The sequence below is a fragment of the Rhizobium sp. BK491 genome, assembly GCF_014194925.1.
Classification (GTDB): domain Bacteria; phylum Pseudomonadota; class Alphaproteobacteria; order Rhizobiales; family Rhizobiaceae; genus Rhizobium.
Genome location: NZ_JACIAR010000001.1, coordinates 729,130 through 747,456 on the forward strand (window position 1 = coordinate 729,130; position 18,327 = coordinate 747,456).

Annotated in this window: 15 protein-coding genes; 2 read left to right on the forward strand and 13 right to left on the reverse strand. The window is 59.5% G+C overall.

What is annotated here, in order from left to right; genetic code table 11:
• Positions 1-147: 147 nt before the first annotated feature.
• A complete protein-coding gene (locus FHX05_RS03640) occupies positions 148-888 on the forward strand; it encodes a CDP-diacylglycerol diphosphatase (protein WP_183870694.1) in 741 nt (246 codons plus the stop codon).
• 21 nt (positions 889-909) lie between these two features.
• On the opposite strand, the gene FHX05_RS03645 is transcribed toward FHX05_RS03640, so the two are convergent.
• The 9 genes from FHX05_RS03645 to aqpZ all read right to left on the reverse strand — a co-directional run bounded on the left by FHX05_RS03645 (position 910) and on the right by aqpZ (position 11,807).
• A complete protein-coding gene (locus tag FHX05_RS03645; protein WP_183870695.1) occupies positions 910-1,542 on the reverse strand; it encodes a DapH/DapD/GlmU-related protein in 633 nt (210 codons plus the stop codon).
• 130 nt (positions 1,543-1,672) lie between these two features.
• The gene (recN, locus tag FHX05_RS03650; RefSeq protein WP_015340341.1) at positions 1,673-3,346 is read right to left on the reverse strand and encodes a DNA repair protein RecN; all 1,674 of its coding nucleotides are present in this window, start codon (positions 3,344-3,346) and stop codon (positions 1,673-1,675) included.
• A 12-nt stretch (positions 3,347-3,358) separates the two neighbouring features.
• Positions 3,359-4,228 carry an outer membrane protein assembly factor BamD gene (locus FHX05_RS03655; protein ID WP_183709668.1) on the reverse strand — a complete coding sequence of 290 codons (870 nt, stop codon included), beginning with the start codon at positions 4,226-4,228 and terminating at the stop codon, positions 3,359-3,361.
• Between the two features lie 288 nt (positions 4,229-4,516).
• The gene (lpxC, locus tag FHX05_RS03660; protein ID WP_183870696.1) at positions 4,517-5,473 is read right to left on the reverse strand and encodes a UDP-3-O-acyl-N-acetylglucosamine deacetylase; all 957 of its coding nucleotides are present in this window, start codon (positions 5,471-5,473) and stop codon (positions 4,517-4,519) included.
• Positions 5,474-5,804: 331 nt separating this feature from the next.
• Positions 5,805-7,541 carry a cell division protein FtsZ gene (gene ftsZ, locus FHX05_RS03665; protein ID WP_183870697.1) on the reverse strand — a complete coding sequence of 579 codons (1,737 nt, stop codon included), beginning with the start codon at positions 7,539-7,541 and terminating at the stop codon, positions 5,805-5,807.
• 103 nt (positions 7,542-7,644) lie between these two features.
• Entirely contained in the window at positions 7,645-8,976 is a 1,332-nt protein-coding gene (ftsA, locus tag FHX05_RS03670) for a cell division protein FtsA (RefSeq protein ID WP_069612528.1), read from the reverse strand.
• Complete coding sequence (locus tag FHX05_RS03675) at positions 8,973-9,881, reverse strand: cell division protein FtsQ/DivIB (RefSeq protein ID WP_183709664.1); 909 nt, start codon at positions 9,879-9,881, stop codon at positions 8,973-8,975. The genes ftsA and FHX05_RS03675 overlap by 4 nt, the downstream gene beginning before the upstream one ends.
• Positions 9,882-9,892: 11 nt before the next feature.
• On the reverse strand, positions 9,893-10,819 hold the full coding sequence (locus tag FHX05_RS03680; protein ID WP_112411687.1) for a D-alanine--D-alanine ligase: 927 nt from the start codon (positions 10,817-10,819) through the stop codon (positions 9,893-9,895).
• A gap of 301 nt (positions 10,820-11,120) precedes the next feature.
• Entirely contained in the window at positions 11,121-11,807 is a 687-nt protein-coding gene (aqpZ, locus tag FHX05_RS03685) for an aquaporin Z (RefSeq protein ID WP_183870698.1), read from the reverse strand.
• Between the two features lie 254 nt (positions 11,808-12,061).
• Here aqpZ and FHX05_RS03690 point away from each other — a divergent pair, with 254 nt between their 5' ends.
• Complete coding sequence (locus FHX05_RS03690) at positions 12,062-13,393, forward strand: MFS transporter (protein ID WP_112398973.1); 1,332 nt, start codon at positions 12,062-12,064, stop codon at positions 13,391-13,393.
• 92 nt (positions 13,394-13,485) lie between these two features.
• On the opposite strand, the gene murB is transcribed toward FHX05_RS03690, so the two are convergent.
• The 4 genes from murB to ftsW form a co-directional block, all read right to left on the reverse strand.
• Entirely contained in the window at positions 13,486-14,460 is a 975-nt protein-coding gene (murB, locus tag FHX05_RS03695; protein WP_112605236.1) for a UDP-N-acetylmuramate dehydrogenase, read from the reverse strand.
• On the reverse strand, positions 14,457-15,872 hold the full coding sequence (gene murC, locus FHX05_RS03700; protein ID WP_183870699.1) for a UDP-N-acetylmuramate--L-alanine ligase: 1,416 nt from the start codon (positions 15,870-15,872) through the stop codon (positions 14,457-14,459). The genes murB and murC overlap by 4 nt, the downstream gene beginning before the upstream one ends.
• On the reverse strand, positions 15,869-16,990 hold the full coding sequence (gene murG / locus FHX05_RS03705) for an undecaprenyldiphospho-muramoylpentapeptide beta-N-acetylglucosaminyltransferase (protein WP_183870700.1): 1,122 nt from the start codon (positions 16,988-16,990) through the stop codon (positions 15,869-15,871). The genes murC and murG overlap by 4 nt, the downstream gene beginning before the upstream one ends.
• A gap of 181 nt (positions 16,991-17,171) precedes the next feature.
• A complete protein-coding gene (gene ftsW, locus FHX05_RS03710) occupies positions 17,172-18,326 on the reverse strand; it encodes a putative lipid II flippase FtsW (protein ID WP_015340353.1) in 1,155 nt (384 codons plus the stop codon).
• Position 18,327 lies beyond the last annotated feature (1 nt).

Here is an 18,327-nt window from a genome sequence, read left to right on the forward strand (position 1 = left end):
CAGCATCGAGCCAGCCTTGGTGGAATTCTCTTTCCAATTCCCGAGCAGCGGCTCTTTCCCGAGTATCACAGGGGATTTAAGATAAGTTATTATGAGAGCGAGACCTCTGGAAATGATCGGATCGTCAGCAGAAATTCGAAATCACGCATGAAGTATCGTCTTGCCGTTCTCTCCATTTCTCTCATCGGTGCAGTGTTGATTATGAGCTCGTTCGTCAGCCGCTCTGCCTTGGGGCTGGTCGTTAGAGCTTGTGAGATCAACTCCACCCTGACAGGATCGCCATATCCGTGCCTCAAGATAGTGGAGTCGCCGGATCCGCTGTCGTCCTACGTTGTCCTTCGCGAACCGGCTGACAAAGAACGAACCATTCTTGCGCCCCTCGCCGACGTCCCCGGTATCGAGGACCCTCGCCTTCTGACCGCAGGAGCGCCGAACTACTTTGAGGAAGCGTGGAAAGAGTTATCGGCAATCGATCCGCGTGCAGCGAAGGCTTCGAGACAGAATTTTGCACTGGCGATAAACGCCGCCAGCTGGCGCACGCAAGATCGGCTTCACATTCATATGGGGTGCGAGACACCTCGCTTCAGGGCGCTCTTGAAGGCTCATATGACGGAGATTGAAAGCGGCCGGTTTACCGACCTGAAGACCCGAGCCGGTTGGTGGGCAACCTTCCATACGGCGGATGACCTCTCGGATTTGAACCCGCTGCAGCTCGTTGCGGATGGCATCGATGGCGCCCGTTCAAATATGGAAAACGTAGTGGTCGGCGTCTTTGGCGCCGTATTGCCTGACGGGCAGCATGGTTTCTATGTTCTGGCGAGAATAAACAAAGCACACAAATCCCGCGGGTCCGCGGAGGATATGATCGATCCCAAATGCCGGCTCTGATGCATGTCGCGCAGAAGCGGATCAAGACCAGCGCTCGCAAAAGGCTTCTATGTCGCTTGATTGAAAATCAGCAAGCCGCTCCATAACGGTTTCGAACGGCCAATTCCACCAGGCGATAGACGCAAGTCTCTCCGCAATGCTTCGCGTGAAGCGCTCTCGAATGAATTTCGCGGGAATACCGCCGACAATCGTATAGGGTTCGACGTCTTTGGTGACGACAGCGCCTGCTGCAAGCACGGCACCGTCTCCAACCTTTACGCCCGGCAGAACGATCACGCCGTGACCGATCCAGACATCGTTGCCAATGACAGCGCGATCCTGCTTGCGCCGATCGAAAAACGCATGATCCCGTACGGCGTCCGCCGAGTAATATTCCGGACAATAGGTGAAGCGATGCATGGACGGGCGGTCCATCGGGTGATTGGGGGCGCCGATTCTGACTTCTGCCGCAATGGCGCAGAATTTTCCAATCGTTGAATCACCGACGATGCAGCGCGGCCCGAGATAGGAGAAATCCCCAAGTTCGACCGTGTGCAGAGACGTGTCTTCCAAAATCTCGCAGCACATGCCGACGCGCGAATCTCTTATATTCGCCGTCGGGTGGATAACGGTTTCCGCGATTTTGGGGCGATTTGGCTGTGCGGTCGAGTGCATTGACGGTCTCCGGATTCTAGCCTGCCTAGCCGGAGACGATGAAGGATATGTGACGCGGGACTGCCGAAAGACCCAGCGAGATGTCCGTGGCAGATCGTCGCCGATATCTGCTCCATGGACAGCCGCGAGATCAGCCGTTGCCGGCCAGCAAGCGTTTGGCGGCCGCTCTCGCCTCTTCGGTCACAGAAGCGCCCGCGAGCATGCGGGCGATTTCCTCGGTGCGGTCCTTCGGCTCCATGGTGGCGACGCGCGTTGAAATCTTTTCCGAGCCGTCCGCGACCGGCCCCTTGGAAATCAGGAGATGCGTTGCGGCGCGAGCGGCGACCTGCGGTGCATGAGTGACCGACAGCACCTGCACGCGATCGGACAGACGCTTTAGCCGCTGGCCGATCGCATCCGCTACCGCACCGCCGACGCCGGTGTCAATTTCATCGAATACGAGGGTCGGCGCCGAGCCGCGATCGGCGAGCGCAACCTTCAATGCCAAGAGAAAGCGCGACAGCTCGCCTCCGGAAGCAACCTTGGTGATCGGGCCTGGACGCGTACCGGGGTTGGTCTGAACGTGGAATTCGACGACATCGATGCCATCGGCCGTTCCGGCTTCGGGATCACTTGATATCTCCACCATGAAACGCGCACGCTCGAGCTTCAGGGCCGGCAATTCGGCCATGACGGCCGCGGCAAGCGCCTCGCCTGCGTGGCGGCGCTTCTCCGACAGGCTGCGCGCTGCAACGTCATAATCCGCCTTGGCAGCGGAAAGCTCGGCAGCAAGACGCGCCAGCCGCTCTTCGCCGGCATCGAGATCGGCGAGATCCGAAATCATGCGCGCGGCCAGGGCCGGCAATTCCGTTACCGGCACAGAGTATTTACGCGAGGCGCCCCGCAACGCGAAGAGACGCTCTTCAACCCGCTCAAGCTCGCGCGGATCGTATTCCGTCTTACGCAGCGCGGCTTCGACCTCCATCTGCGCGTTGGAAAGCTGATCGAGAGCGGCGTCCAGCAATGCGACGGTATCTTCCAGCAGGCCCGGCGCCTCATGGCTCTTGCGCTCCAGCCGGCGCACCAGCGAGGCGATATGCGGCACGGGCGATGCATTGCCGTTGAGAAATTCCGAAGCCTCGGCGATATCTCCAGCGATGCGCTCGGCCTTCATCATCCGCGAGCGCGTCTCGGCAAGCTCGTCCTCCTCGCCATCTTGCGGCGAGAGCTTCCCCAGCTCCTCGACAGAGGCGCGAAGATAGTCGGCCTCGCGGGCAGCCCGCTCCACCTGCTCTCTGTGCTTCCTCAACGTGCGATCGGTATCGCGCCAGATCTTGTAAAGCCTGCCGACCTCCTGTGCCTCATCAGCGAGGCCAGCGAAAGCATCGAGCAAGATGCGGTGCGCATCCGTGTCGACGAGCGCACGGTCATCGTGCTGACCATGAATTTCGACGAGAAGCTGCCCGATCTGGCGCATGAGCTGAACGCTGAGGGCCTGATCGTTGACAAAGGCTTTGGTGCGGCCATCGGCGGATTGAACGCGGCGGAAAATCAGATCGCCGTCATCATCGATGCCGTTTTCGCGCAGGAGCTTGCGGGCCGGATGCTGCGTGCCGACATCGAATACAGCGGTGACCTGGCCGCGCTCTTCGCCATGGCGCACCAGCCCGCCATCGCCACGCCCGCCCAGGGCCAGCGACAGGCTGTCAAGCAGGATGGATTTGCCCGCACCCGTCTCGCCGGTCAAAACCGAAAGCCCGGACTCGAAGGCAAGATCCAGCCGCTCGATCAAAACGATATCGCGGATCGAAAGCTGGATCAGCATCTGCGCTCAATCTCACGTCCCAAGAAGAAGTTTCTTGCCCGCCCTGGAAATCCAGGAGCCCGAATTTTCGCTCGGCTCAACGCCGCCCTTCTGCAGCAGCTGATAGGAATCCTTATACCAGCGGCTGTCCGGATAGTTGTGACCGAGAACCGCGGCGGCTGTCTGGGCTTCCGGAACAATACCCATTGCATAATAGGCTTCGACGAGTCGCGCCAGCGCTTCTTCGATCTGGTTCGTCGTCGGATACTGCTCCACCACCACACGGAAGCGGGAAATAGCAGCCAGATAATCCTTGCGCTCCAGATAATAACGGCCGACCTGCATTTCCTTGCCGGCAAGCTGGTCCTTGGCAAAGCGGATCTTTTCCTGAGCGTCGCTGACATATTGCGACTTTGGATAGGTGTTGACGAGCTTGGTCATCGCCTCGATCGTCTGCTGTGCAGCACGCTGGTCCTGCGTCACGTCCACGATCTGCTTGGCATAGGACGAGCCGACCAGATATTGCACGTAGTCGGCATCTTCCGAGCCGGGATATTGCTTGAGATAGGTATTGCCGGTCTGCACCGCGTCGTCATACCGGCCTGTGCGGTATTTCACGAAGGTGCTCATCACCAATGCCTTGCGCGCCCATTCGGAGAAAGGCTGCTGCTGATTGATGGCATCGAACTTCTTGCCGGCCTCCGTCATGTTGCCAGCTTTGATGTTGGCAAGGCCCTGATTGTAGAGCATCTCCGGCGGATCGGTCTCGACACCAAGCTTGGTGATGTCGATATCCTTCTTCGTGTTACACCCTGTCACCACCGCACCGGTACCGGCCAGAAGGAACGATACGAGCAAAGCCCGTGCTGTGATATTCATGCGTTCAGACCTTGCAAAACCCATCGGATGACTGTCCCATAACCGTCGTTGCGGAGACGGCGTTCTCTCTCGCTGGCGTTTCTAGCCGCAAAAACACCATCAGGGCAACGCATTGATGGTGCATTAACGCATTTTTGTGGCAAAGACCGCATATCCGCAGCCTTTAATGCCTGTTTTAACAGGGAATTCTCATATCGGCCCGCGCACGCTGTCCGTCTTGCGAAGGCCAACGGTAAACCGCCTGATTCGCCTGTCAAAAAAAGAGCCGCCCCTTATCGGAGCGGCAGCTTTTCTTATTCAAATTCCGCAGCGTTATGCCGACCAGGGAGCGAACTCTGGCGCATTGACCGGCACGAATTCGCGGCTGTGAGCGCGCTGGCGCGGAGCCGAAGTTTCGACGACCTCATAGGCGCTGGCATCGCTGAGCAATGCCTTCAGGGCATTCGCGTTCATGCGATGGCCGCCACGGTAAGAGCGGTAGCAGCCGATGAATTGTGCGCCAGCCAGCGCCAGATCGCCGACGGCGTCCAGCGTCTTGTGACGAACGAATTCGTCCTTGGCGTAGCGCAGGCCCTCGACGTTGATAACAGTATTGTCATCGGAAATGACGACTGAGTTTTCGAGCGACGAACCCAGCGCATGACCCGATGCCCAGAGGCGTTCGACATCGCGCATGAAGCCGAAGGTACGGGCGCGCGATAGTTCCCTCTTGAAGGTTTCGGCCGTCAGATCGCCCTGCCACTTCTGGCGGCCGATCAGCGGGCATTCGAAATCGATCTCAACTTCGAAGCGCGTGCCGTCATAGGGACGGAACTCGCACCAGGAACCGCCAGCTTCAATCCGCACCGGCTTGATGACGCGGATGTAGCGACGCTTGACACCGAGCGAGACGATACCCGCCTGCTCGATCGCCTCGATGAAAGGATAGGAGCTGCCGTCCATGATCGGCATCTCCGCGCCGGATACCTCGACAACGACGTTATCGAGGCCGATCGCGTAGATCGCAGCCATGACGTGCTCGACCGTCGCGACGGAGCGCGCCGGGGAAAAACCGAGAACCGTGCAGAGATCCGTATTGCCGACTTGGGAGGAAACGGCGCGAAGTTCGGTCACATCGCCATTGTCGTGCATGCGCTGGAAAACGACACCGGTACCGGCTTCGGCGGGATAGAAAGTGATCGACACATTGGCACCGGAATGAACGCCAATACCGGAAAGTGTCACAGGGTTTGCAATGGTGGTCTGAAAACCAAGCAATCCAATTGCCATGTAATTCTGCCTTCGTCTGTCTGATCCAGGCTGGGCGGTCATCTTCGGACGCTTACCCTTTATTGCCGGTTCAGTCTGTTAACTATGCCACGCACATCACATACATTCGTCTCCGAATGTGATTCAGCGGGCTTGCTTGATATCTACATACGCGTCGAGACACCGCATTCCAAATCACTGTTTCTTTCGTTTTGTTACGAAAGCAGCCAATTGAATTCATTGGATAATTTTAAATAAGACAATGGTTATAAAATAAGAAAATCCGGAGCCTTTCGGCCCCGGATTTCTTCAATATGGTTAGCAACCTATTAAAGGGCTGCCCTGTTGCGAGTCAGTTCGACTGCCGGCGCAGAAAGGCCGGAATCTCGAGCTGATCGTCCTCATGGCTTGCCATGCGCGCCTGCGGGACCGGGCGGCCATGATCGTCAAGATTGCCGCGACGCGGAGCGTAGAGGCTTGCTTCCTGCGACGGAGCACGACGCTGCTGCGGAGCGGCATTGTTCGTCGAAGCCATCATGTCGTCGAAAGCCGGATCTTCTTCGCGGCGGCCGAGCGAATTGGTGATTCGCTTCAGCAGCCCCATCGGGCCGCGCTCTTCGGTCGCCTGGGCGGCGGCCGGCTGGGCACGATGTTCCATTTCAGCCTTAACGACCGGCGGGAAATCCTCGACCTTCGGCATGCGGACCTGCTCGGGAGCCTGACGGATGACCGGCTGCTGATGCATGACCGGCGCCTGCGGCTGTGGCTGAACCGGGGCCTGACGGACCGGCTGAGGCTCCGGAGCGGCTGCGAAGATGCGGCTCTGCGGACGGAAGTTATCTTCCGGCGCTGCGGCCCGCTGCATGACCGGCTGCTGCGGCGCCTGAGCCTGCCGGCTCATCTGGAATTCCAATTCGCGCTCCAGATCGGCTTCTGCCGCACGAATGGTCTGAGCGACCGGATCCACGGTACGAGGAGCCGGAGCGGCGGCCTGTGCGGTTTGGGCCTGCGAGACGTGGGCAGGCTGAACTGCGGCCGCTGCCGGAGCGGCGGCCGCGGAAGGACGCATAGCAGGCTTTGCGGCCGGGCGGAATTCCATGCCCCTGTCGGAAGCCTCGTTCATCGCGCGATCAATGCCGGTTGCGACGACAGAAACGCGGATGATGCCTTCAAGCGATTCGTCGAAGGTGGCGCCGAGGATGATGTTGGCGTCGGGATCGACTTCTTCGCGGATGCGGGTTGCGGCTTCGTCGACTTCGAACAAGGTGAGATCACGACCGCCCGTGATCGAGATCAGCAGGCCCTGTGCGCCCTTCATCGAGGTTTCGTCGAGCAGCGGGTTGGCAATCGCAGCTTCAGCAGCCTGCATTGCACGGCCCTGGCCAGAAGCCTCGCCGGTACCCATCATGGCGCGGCCCATTTCGCGCATGACCGAACGGACGTCGGCGAAGTCGAGGTTGATGAGACCTTCCTTCACCATTAGGTCGGTGATGCAAGCAACGCCCGAATAGAGAACTTGGTCGGCCATCGAGAACGCGTCGGCGAAAGTCGTCTTGTCGTTGGCGATGCGAAACAGATTCTGGTTCGGAATGACGATCAGCGTGTCGACCGACTTCTGCAGTTCCTGGATGCCCTGCTCGGCGAGACGCATGCGGCGGCCGCCTTCGAAGTGGAACGGCTTGGTGACGACGCCAACGGTCAGGATGCCCTTGTTGCGAGCGGCCTGTGCGACAACGGGAGCGGCACCCGTGCCCGTACCGCCGCCCATGCCGGCGGTGACGAAGCACATATGCGTGCCGTTCAGGTGATCGATGATTTCATCGATGCATTCTTCCGCAGCTGCACGGCCGACTTCCGGCTGCGAGCCTGCGCCGAGACCTTCCGTGACATTGACGCCGAGCTGGATGATCCGCTCCGCCTTCGTCATGGTCAGTGCCTGAGCATCCGTGTTGGCGACGACGAAATCGACGCCCTGCAAGCCTGCCGTGATCATGTTGTTGACGGCATTGCCGCCACCGCCACCAACACCGAACACGGTGATTCGCGGCTTAAGCTCGGTGATATCTGGCTTATGCAGCTTGATAGTCATTGTACCCGTTCCTTCTCTTTATGGCCGCATCGCCACGCCGGCCAATTCACTCGATTTCACTTGCCTGACGCTTGCCCCGGAATGGATTTCCGGGATCAGGCACTCAAAAACTCTCTTTCAGCCATTGGCCGACGCGGCCGATCCGGCTGTTGTTACCTCCAAACGACGAGAGCAGACCGCTGCTCGGCGCATGTGTTTCCATGTCTGCGACCTGCGGATAGATCATCAGACCGACCGCGGTCGAAAAAGCCGGACCCTTGGCTGCCGTCGGCAAACCAGACACGCCCATCGGACGACCGATGCGGACATTGCGGGCAAGAACACGGCGTGCCACATCGGGCAAACCGGTCAGCTGGCTCGCGCCGCCCGTGAGGACGACGCGCTTGCCGACGATCGGGCTGAAGCCCGAACGCTGGATGCGATCGCGAATGAGCTCGAGGGTTTCCTCGATGCGAGCCTTGACGATGCGCGACACCAGCGCCTTCGGCACCTGTGTCGGCTGGTCACGCTCGTCTTCGCCGATCGGCGGGATGGAAATCAGTTCACGCTCTTCCGAAGAATTCGCGAGCGCCGAAGCATGAACGACCTTCAGCCGTTCCGCATCCTCGATGCGGGTGGAAAGGCCGCGGGCAAGATCGGTGGTGACATGATGGCCGCCAAGGCTGACGGCGTCTGTATGCACCAGCTTACCCTCGGCGAAGACCGAGATCGTCGTCGTACCGCCGCCCATGTCGATCGCAGCGCAGCCGAGTTCGACTTCATCGTCGACGAGGGCTGCAAGACCGCTGGCGTAAGGTGTTGCCACCATGCCTTCGACCGAGAGATGCGCGCGGTTGATGCAGAGCTCGAGATTGCGAAGCGCCGCACGCTCGGCCGTCACCACATGCATGTCGACACCAAGCGCGTCTCCGAACATGGCCAGCGGATCGCGAATGCCGCGCTCGCCATCAAGGGAATAGCCCGTCGCCAGCGAATGCAGCACGGCGCGCTCCTGGCGGATCGACTGCTGGCAGGCTGCAGCCAGAACCTTCTTGAGATCGTTGGCTTCGACTTCCTGACCGCCGAGATCGATGGTCGCGGTGTAGATATCGCTGCCGAGACGGCCAGCCGAAACATTGACGATCAGGCTGTCAACCGTGAGGCCGGCCATGCGCTCGGCGGCATCGACGGCAAGCCGGACGACACCTTCCAAGGCGTCGAGATCGGCGATCACACCGGTCTTGATGCCGCGTGAGCGCTGATGGCCGATACCGATGATCTCGATATTGTGCGTGCGGTTCGGGAGAACCTGGCTCTCCTCGCGCGGCGTCAGGCGACCGATCATGCAAACGACCTTCGTGGAGCCGATGTCGAGGACCGAGACGATATGCGACCGCTTCGAAGAGAGCGGCTTCAACCGAGGCAGGCCGAAATGGGACGAACCAAATAAGCTCATGTATCCTGACCTGCTTTCTTCAAAGCCTTGTTTCTTGCATCGACTGCGGCCTGGCGACGAACTGCGGCATCCGGAGTTAATTCAATGGCGGTACGGTCATCGATCCGGAGATCGACGGCAGCGATATCGCGCTGCAAAAGATTTTGATCCTTGTCGAGCTTGGTCAGCCGCGCCAGCGCGCCATCGATATCGTCTTCCGGCAATTTGATGATCACGCCGTTGTCCAGATAGAGATCCCAGCGGCGACCGGCGACACGCACGAAAGCCTTCACATGGCTGCGAATTTCGGGCCACTTCGCAAACTGGTCGTCGATGGAGGCGGCTGCGGTTTCGGCATCACGACCGACGAAGAGCGGCAGCTTTGCAAACTTGTTGTCGCGCAGCGGCGCAATCACGCTGCCATCCTTCTCGATCAGCGAAAGCTCCGAACCGTGCTGCCAGATGGCATAGGCCTTGCGCTCCTTGAGCTTCACTTCGACGGCCTTCGGATAGACCTTACGAACCTCGACGTCCTGAACCCACGGCAGATTCGCAATCTTCAGGCGGGCCGCATCGGCATTGAGAGCGACGAGCGAGGTCGTACCATCAAGACCGAGCAGCTGCAGGATCTCGATTTCGGAGGTCTCGTCGTTGCCGGAGACCTTCACATCTTCGATAGCAAAACCGGCAGCGGAGGTCGTCGCTTCGGCGACAGCCTGAGTGTGACCGCCAACGGACATGCCATAAAGGCCAGTCGCCGCGAGGAGAACGAGGGTCGAGACAGTTCCCGTGTGAGCGGGGATGTTAATGCGACCCGAACCGAGACTGACCAGGAAGCGAACGGCGCGACGCAGCGGACGCGGAAGGACGAACGCGTCCTCAACCTCGTCGATGGCGAGCGGGACGCGATGACGGGACCGCCTCATATTTTTGACCGTCAGCGCAAACACGACGCGTCCTCCACCATCCACCGGAGAAATTCACCAAAAGAGTAGCCGGCATGAGCGGCCATTTCAGGCACCAGGGAGGTAGGAGTCATGCCGGGCTGGGTGTTGATCTCCAACCAGACAAGTTCGCCCTCTTCGGAAAAGCGATCGTCAAAACGGAAGTCAGATCGACTAACGCCGCGGCAGCCGATAGCTTCATGCGCCCTTAACGATAATGTTTGTATCTTTTGGTAAAGATTCGGTGAAATTTCCGCCGGCAAGACATGTTTTGACCCACCCTTGGCATACTTGGCGTCATAATCATAGAAGCTGTGGCCGAGCGGCACGATTTCAGTCACGCCGAGAACCTTGCCGTCCATGACGCCGCAGGTCAGTTCGCGCCCGTAAATATAACGCTCGACCAGAACCTCATCGCCATAACGCCATTCGGCAGAAGTAACAATCTGCGGCGGATGCGCCTGATCTTCCTTGACGATAACGACACCGAAGCTCGAACCTTCGCGCACAGGCTTGACGACATAGGGCGGCTTCATCGGGTGTTCGCCAACAATGGCGAAACGATCCATGACGATCGAACTCGCGACCGGGACACCCGCAGCAGCGGCGACAGTCTTCGCGCGCGACTTATCCATCGCAAGCGCTGAGGCAAGCACGCCGGAATGCGTATAGGGAATCTGCAGATATTCCAGAATGCCCTGAATGGTACCGTCTTCACCGAAAGGGCCATGCAATGCATTGAAAACCACATCTGGCTTCAACTCAGTTAACCGACTGGCAACGTCATGATCGACATCGACACGGGTAACCTGAAAGCCTTCCGCTTCAAGGGCATCGGCGCATGCCTTTCCTGAGGAAAGGCTGACCGGCCTCTCCGAGGAAAATCCGCCCAAAAGGACAGCCACATGCTTGCCACCCATCAATACCCCCGACTCCACGGTCTCTAACTTTGCGTTTGCAGGGCCTCGCCTAACCGCGATTCTCGCCCCGCTTTCAATAGGTCGATTAGAACGACATTAAGGTTAATGAAGCGTTTACTTTCGTTAACTTTCCGCCGTCCTGGCGATGGCCGAATGGTTCGAATCAAACCGACTTAAAGAATTCTGCCATTGGAATCATGGAGTTGCTACTTTTGAAATCGCTACATTTAGATTTTTTTAAACAATGAGCCCCGCATCGAGGGATCGATGCGGGGCTCAAGGCTTTTAAATGAGGCTGAAATCACTCGCTGTCGTCGACCAGCTTCCAGACGAGTCCGCCCAACGCTCCGCCGACGATGGGCGCGACCCAAAACAGCCAAAGCTGCTGCAGAGCCCAACCGCCGACGAATATGGCCTGCCCCGTCGAGCGGGCCGGATTGACCGACGTATTGGTGATCGGAATCGAGATCAGATGGATTAGCGTCAGCGCCAAGCCGATGGCGATCGGCGCGAAGCCGGCCGGCACCTTGCTGCTCGTCGAACCCAGAATCACGACCAGGAAGAACAGCGTCAGCACGATCTCGGCAACCAATGCCGACACCATGGAATAGCCGCCGGGAGAATGTTCCCCATAGCCGTTCGCCGCAAAGCCACCGAGCTGGAAATCGGCCTTGCCGCTTGCGATCAGATAGAGCACGGCCGCCGCGACAATGGCGCCGATGACCTGCGCTATAATATAGGGAACGAGCTGCCCGCCGGGAAAGCGGCCCGCCACCGTCAGGCCGACGGAAACGGCCGGATTGAAGTGCCCTCCTGATATGCCGCCGACGGCAAAAGCCATGGTCAGCACAGTCAGACCGAACGCAAAGGCAACGCCTAGAAAACCAATACCGAGGCTCGGAAAGGCTGCTGCGAAGATCGCACTACCGCAGCCGCCGAAAACGAGCCAAAACGTCCCAAGAAACTCAGCGATGAGTTTTTTCTGCATGAAACCCTTCTCCTCAGCCCGCAATCCAAGCGAGAATCGGCCATTGGTGAAAAGATTCCGGTAAGGACTAGCCGGAGCACGCCTCTCCAATAACAAACGCCCGACTGATTGCTCACGAATCAACAATTACGTCAAAATAATAGCACGCAACCGCTGATTTCTTGCGCAGTTAACGTTTGCGTTGAACAAAAATTACGCTAAGGACAATTTTTATCCGCTAAGCGCGCCTTAGCATCCTCTGAAATGGTGGGAACATGACTGACGCGATATCTCCTTTATCGCCGACCCCCTCGTCATCGAACAATGCTGTTGCGAATTCCCCGGCACGTGTTCTGATCGCGAGCCTCATCGGCACAACGATCGAATTTTTCGATTTCTATGTTTATGCAACGGCGGCGGTTATCGTCTTCCCGAAGCTGTTTTTCCCGGCAAGCGACCCGACGTCCGCCACCCTGCAGTCCTTCGCGACCTTTTCCATCGCCTTCTTCGCGCGCCCGATCGGCGCGATGATCTTCGGCCACTTCGGCGACCGAATCGGCCGCAAGGCGACACTGGTCGCGGCTCTGATGACCATGGGCCTCTCGACCGTCGTGATCGGCATGCTGCCGACCTACGAGTCGATTGGTGTTCTCGCACCGATTCTGCTGGCGCTTTGCCGCCTCGGCCAGGGCCTTGGCCTCGGCGGCGAATGGGGCGGCGCCGTCTTGCTTGCGACGGAAAACGCACCGGAGGGCAAGCGCAGCTGGTACGCCATGTTCCCGCAACTCGGCGCCCCGATCGGCTTCATTCTGTCGGCCGGCCTTTTCCTCATCCTGCGGGAAACCATGGCCGATGCGGACTTCCTCAACTATGGCTGGCGCGTTCCCTTCCTGATTAGCATCGTGTTGGTAGCAGTCGGTCTTTATGTCCGCCTGAAGATCACCGAAACACCGGAGTTCCAGCGTGCCATCGAGAAGGAAGAGCGCGTTTCCGTTCCGATCGCGGTCATCTTCCGTTCGCACTTCCGCAGCCTGATCCTCGGCACCATCATCGCGGTGGCGACCTTCGTGCTGTTTTATCTGATGACGGCATTCACCCTGAGCTGGGGCACCCGCCCACCGGGCAACGGTCCGCTTCCAGCCGGCCTCGGCTACTCGCAGGGCCAGTTCCTGGTCGTTCAGCTCGTCGGCGTCGTCTTCTTTGGCCTGATGATCCCGGTCTCTGGTCTCTTGTCCGACCGCTATTCCCGCCGCCTCGTCCTCATCCTGACGACGATCGGCATCCTCATCTTCGGCCTGTTCTACTCGTCGCTGCTGACGGCTGGCCTTGCCGGTGCCTTCGCCTGCTCGATCATCGGTCTTGCCCTGATGGGCTTTACCTATGGCCCCATCGGTGCGGCGCTGGCGGCACCCTTCCCGACCACGGTGCGCTATACAGGCGCTTCGATGACCTTCAATCTCGGCGGGATCGTCGGTGCGTCCCTGGCACCCTACATTGCCACATCGCTCGCGACCAATTACGGCCTTGTCTATGTCGGCTACTACCTCGCCGGCGCAGCAGTGCTCTCCCTGATCGGCATCCTGCTCTCGGGCAATGATGAAGTCTGAGAAAACAGGTATAACCAATTGAAAAGGCCGGGTGAAAACCCGGCCTTTTTGCTGAATCATTTTATAAAGACGGCACCAATTGCAGTCGGGACCTACTCGGTAGTCACACCCTGGAACGGGCGGACCTCCCGACCCGGCATGAAGTTTCCGAGGCGCTTGATTTCCCACTCCAGCTTGATGCCGGATTTTTCAAAAACCTCGCGGCGCACCTGCTCGCCGAGATATTCCAGATCGTAGCCCGTCGCCTGCTCCATGTTGATCATGAAGTTGCAATGCAGCGACGACATCTGCGCACCACCGATGACCAGGCCACGGCAGCCCGCCTCGTCGATCAGCTTCCAGGCGGAGAAACCATCCGGATTCTTGAAGGTTGAGCCACCGGTCTTCTCGCGGATCGGCTGCACCGTTTCGCGATGAGCCCGCACGGCATCCATCTCGGTGCGGATCTTGGCGCGATCCTCCGGATATCCCTCGAAGAGGACATGGGTAAAGATCAGATCCTCAGACGCATCGGAATGGCGGTAGCTATAACCCATCTCGGCATTGGTCAGGACATGCTTGTTGCCCTTGCGGTCGACCGCGTGCACTTCGATGACGCGCTCACGGGTTTCGGCACCATTGGCGCCTGCATTCATCCGTGCAGCACCACCGATGCTCCCGGGAATACCGTAATAGAAATGGAAACCACCGATGCTGTTATCCATCGCCATGGCTGCGACGTGCTTGTCCGGGCAGATCGCACCGGCCAGAATGCGGTTCTCGCCGGCCAGCTCGACCGAGCCGAAGCCCTTGGCCGAAAGCCTGAGGACGACACCCGGAATGCCGCCGTCACGCACCAATATGTTCGAACCCACGCCAACGACAGTCAGCGGCACGTCTTCCGGCAAGATCTTCAGGAACGCAACGAGATCGTCCGTATCATGCGGCTGGAACATCAGTTCAGCCAACCCGCCGGCACGGAACCACGTCACGCGATCCATCGGAGCGTCCGGCGTCAGCCGTCCCCTGATGTCCTTTACACCGTCGCCAAGCGACGTCAGAAGCTTTTCCCCATCTACTTGTTTCATGCGGACTTACCCGAGAGGCCTTCCAATTCCTTTGGCAATGATGCTGCCCAATACGTGATGCTACCAGCCCCCAACAGAACCACAAAATCCCCTGGCTGCGCAATCTCTGCAACCATGGCGGCAAGATCTTCCTGTGATTGCAGAAAGCGTGCATCGCGATGACCGCTGGCTTTGATACGCGAAACCAGCGTTTGCGAATCCACGCCCTCGATCGGCTCTTCGCCAGCGGCATAGACAGGCGCCAGGAAGATGCTGTCGGCATCGTTGAAGCAGGCTGCAAATTCCTCGAAGAGGCTCGAAAGGCGCGTATAGCGATGCGGCTGGTGGACGGCGATGATGCGGCCCTTGCAGGCTTCGCGCGCCGCCTTCAATACCGCCTTGATTTCGACGGGGTGATGGCCGTAGTCATCGAAGACCTTGACCCCGTTCCATTCGCCGGTCAGCGTGAAGCGGCGCTTGACGCCACCGAAGGATGCGAGCCCCTTGGCGATCGCTTCGCTGGGAATCCCCAGCCGGTTAGCAACAGCAACGGCAGCCGTCGCATTGGAAATATTGTGGCGGCCCGGCATCGGCATGACGAGATCCTTGATCTGGATCACCTTGCCGGTGCGGCGCCTGCGAATTTCGATATCGAACAGCGAACGCGTACCATCGATCCGTACATTCGAGAAGCGCACGTCGGCCTGCGGGTTCTCGCCATAGGTGATCACCTTGCGGTCCTCGATGCGCCCCACAAGCGACTGCACTTCCGGATGGTCGATACACATGACGCCGAAACCGTAGAACGGTACGTTCTCGACGAACTGCCGGAAGGCGGCACGGACAGCATCGAAATTGCCGTAATGGTCAAGATGTTCGGGATCGATATTGGTGACGACAGCGACATCGGCCGGCAGCTTCAGGAAGGTGCCGTCCGATTCATCGGCCTCGACCACCATCCACTCACCCTCGCCCATGCGCGCATTGGTGCCGTAGGCATTGATGATGCCGCCGTTAATGACTGTAGGATCAAGACCACCGGCCTCCAAAAGCGTCGCCACCAGCGACGTCGTCGTGGTCTTGCCATGCGTGCCACCGATGGCGATGGCGTTGCGGAAGCGCATCAGCTCCGCGAGCATTTCGGCACGGCGCACGACCGGCAGCAGCTTTTCCCGCGCGGCCACGAGCTCGGGATTGCTCTTCTTGATGGCCGTGGAGACAACGACGACTTCGGCATCGCCGAGGTTCTCAGCCTTGTGGCCGATATGGACCGGAATGCCCTTATCGCGCAGACGCTGCACGTTGGCGCTTTCCGTTTGATCGGAACCCTGTACGCGATGGCCGAGGTTATGCAGAACCTCGGCGATACCGCTCATTCCGATGCCACCAATACCGATAAAATGCACAAGGCCGATTGCCTTCGGCAGCTTCATGCGCCTGCCCCCTTGAATTGCTGAATTGAACGTCCCGCGGCAATAGCCTCAACCATGTCGGCAAGCAAGTTTGCCGCATCCGGTTTGCCCGCCTGCTTGGCTGATGCCGCCATCTTTGCAAGCTTTTCCGGCATGGTCATGGCACCGCGCAGGATGGTGGAAAGTTTCTCCGGCGTCAGTTCCGACTGCGCGATGACCTTGACGCCGCCGGTTGCCGCGAGTGCAGCCGCATTGGCTGCCTGGTCGTGATCGAGCGCATGCGGATAGGGAACCAGGATCGCCGGGCGCCCGATGACGGCAAGCTCCGAAACCGTGGAGGCGCCGGAGCGGCAGAGAACCAGATGCGCAGCACCGATGCGCTCCGCCATGTCGTTGAAGAACGGCGCGACATCGGCGCCCATCTCAAGCTTTCTCGTGCAGCTATTGACCGTCTCCATATCCTCAGGGCGCACCTGCTGCGTGATCCGCAGGCGCTTGCGCAGCGGCTCCTCAAGCAGGCTGATAGCTGTCGGCACGGCCTTGGAGAAATATTGTGCGCCCTGGCTGCCGCCGAACACGACGAGGTTAAACGGATCTTCTGGACCAGATGGCACATACGGACGCTTGGCCGCCTCGATGACGGCCGGACGCACGGGATTGCCCGTGGTCACCGTCTTCTCGGCAAACGCGCCGTTTTCCGTGAGGAAGCCGCCGGCAATCGCACGCACGCGCGTCGCCAGCATCTTGTTGGCGCGGCCCATGACCGCATTCTGTTCATGCAGCATGGATGGTACGCCCATACGCGTCGCCGCGAGAAGCGGCGGAACCGTCGGATAGCCACCGAAGCCGACGACGCAGACGGGCTTGATGCGCTGGATCAGCCTGCGCGCTGCGCGCATGCCGGTCCACAGCGTCCAGAGGGCTTGCGCGACCTTAACGGGGTTCTTCGAACCGATCGTTGCCGAGGGCACGACATGGATCTCGTCGGCCGGGAATTTGCCGGCATAGCGTTCGGCACGGCTGTCGGTGACGAGGTGCACGGAATAGCCGCGCTCTTTCAGCTTATAGGCCAGCGCTTCGGCCGGAAATACGTGGCCGCCGGTACCGCCGGCGGCAAGAAGGACAATGCCTTTACTCATAATTTTCGCTCCCGCGAATACCCCACTACTCGGGGCATCTCCCTAATATAGGAAGTCGCCCCGACCGCGTCATCGGCGCGGGCCAAGCCCCCCTCATAGACCGGCGCCCCGGGAAAAGCGACCGGAGAATCAAGAGCAGGCAGGAGATATGAGGAGCAGATGGCCGGCAGTCCCAAGACGATCACTCCGCCGGCAAACCGTGCGTTACGCGGAACATTGTCCGATCCTGCGCACGCTTTTCCGGCCTATGACGCGTCAGCGCCAGAATGAAGCCCGCCGTCACGCAGATCGCGGTCATCGACGAACCGCCGTAAGAAATCAGCGGCAGCGTCATGCCTTTGGCCGGCAGAAGCTGCAGGTTCACGCCGATGTTGATGATCGACTGGATGCCGATCTGCAGTACCAGGCCGGCGACGGCAAAACGGTTGAAATCGTTCTTCTCCTTGTAGGCATGCGACAGGCCGCGCAGCACGAGGAAGGCGAAGATCAGCACGAGCACCATGCAGAAGATGGCGCCGAACTCCTCAGCCGCGACCGAAAAGATGAAGTCGGTGTGGGCGTCCGGAATGATGCGCTTGACGGTGCCCTCGCCCGGGCCGACACCGAACCAGGTGCCATGGACAATCGCTTCCTTGGCGGTGTCAACCTGAAACGTATCGCCCTCGCCGGTCAGGAACTTGTTCACGCGCTGCGCGACGTGATCGAACACATAATAAGCGGTGACGAAACCGCCCGCGCCAAGACCGCCGAGCACGATGATCCACAGCCAAGGCATGCCGGCCATGAAGAACATGCCGCCCCAGACGGCGGTCGTCAAGATGGTCTGGCCAAGGTCGGGCTGGGCGACGAGCAAGGCGACGACGATGCCGAAAAGAATGATGGCGAAGAGATTGCCGGGAATCTCCGGCTGGCGCGCATGTTCGGAAAACAGCCAGGCGCAGACGACGACGAAAGCCGGCTTCATGAATTCCGAAGGCTGGATCGACAAGGCGGCGATATTGACCCAGCGCCGCGAGCCCTTGACCTCGATGCCGAAGAAGAGCGCAAAAAGCATCATCGCCAGTGACACGATCAGCAGAATGACTGCCGTTCGTCGCACCTGTCTGGGCGTCATGAAGGAAATGCCGATCATCGCCGCGATCGCCGGGACGAGAAACAAGGCGTGGCGCTTGACGAAGTGGAACGGCTCAAGCCCGATGCGCTCCGCCACCGCCGGCGAAGCCGCGAAGGACAGCATGAAGCCGATGCCGATCAAGAGGATGAAAAGGGCGAGAAACACGCGGTCGATGGTCCAGAACCATTCGGCCAAGGCCCCACGTTCAACGCGGCTTACCATA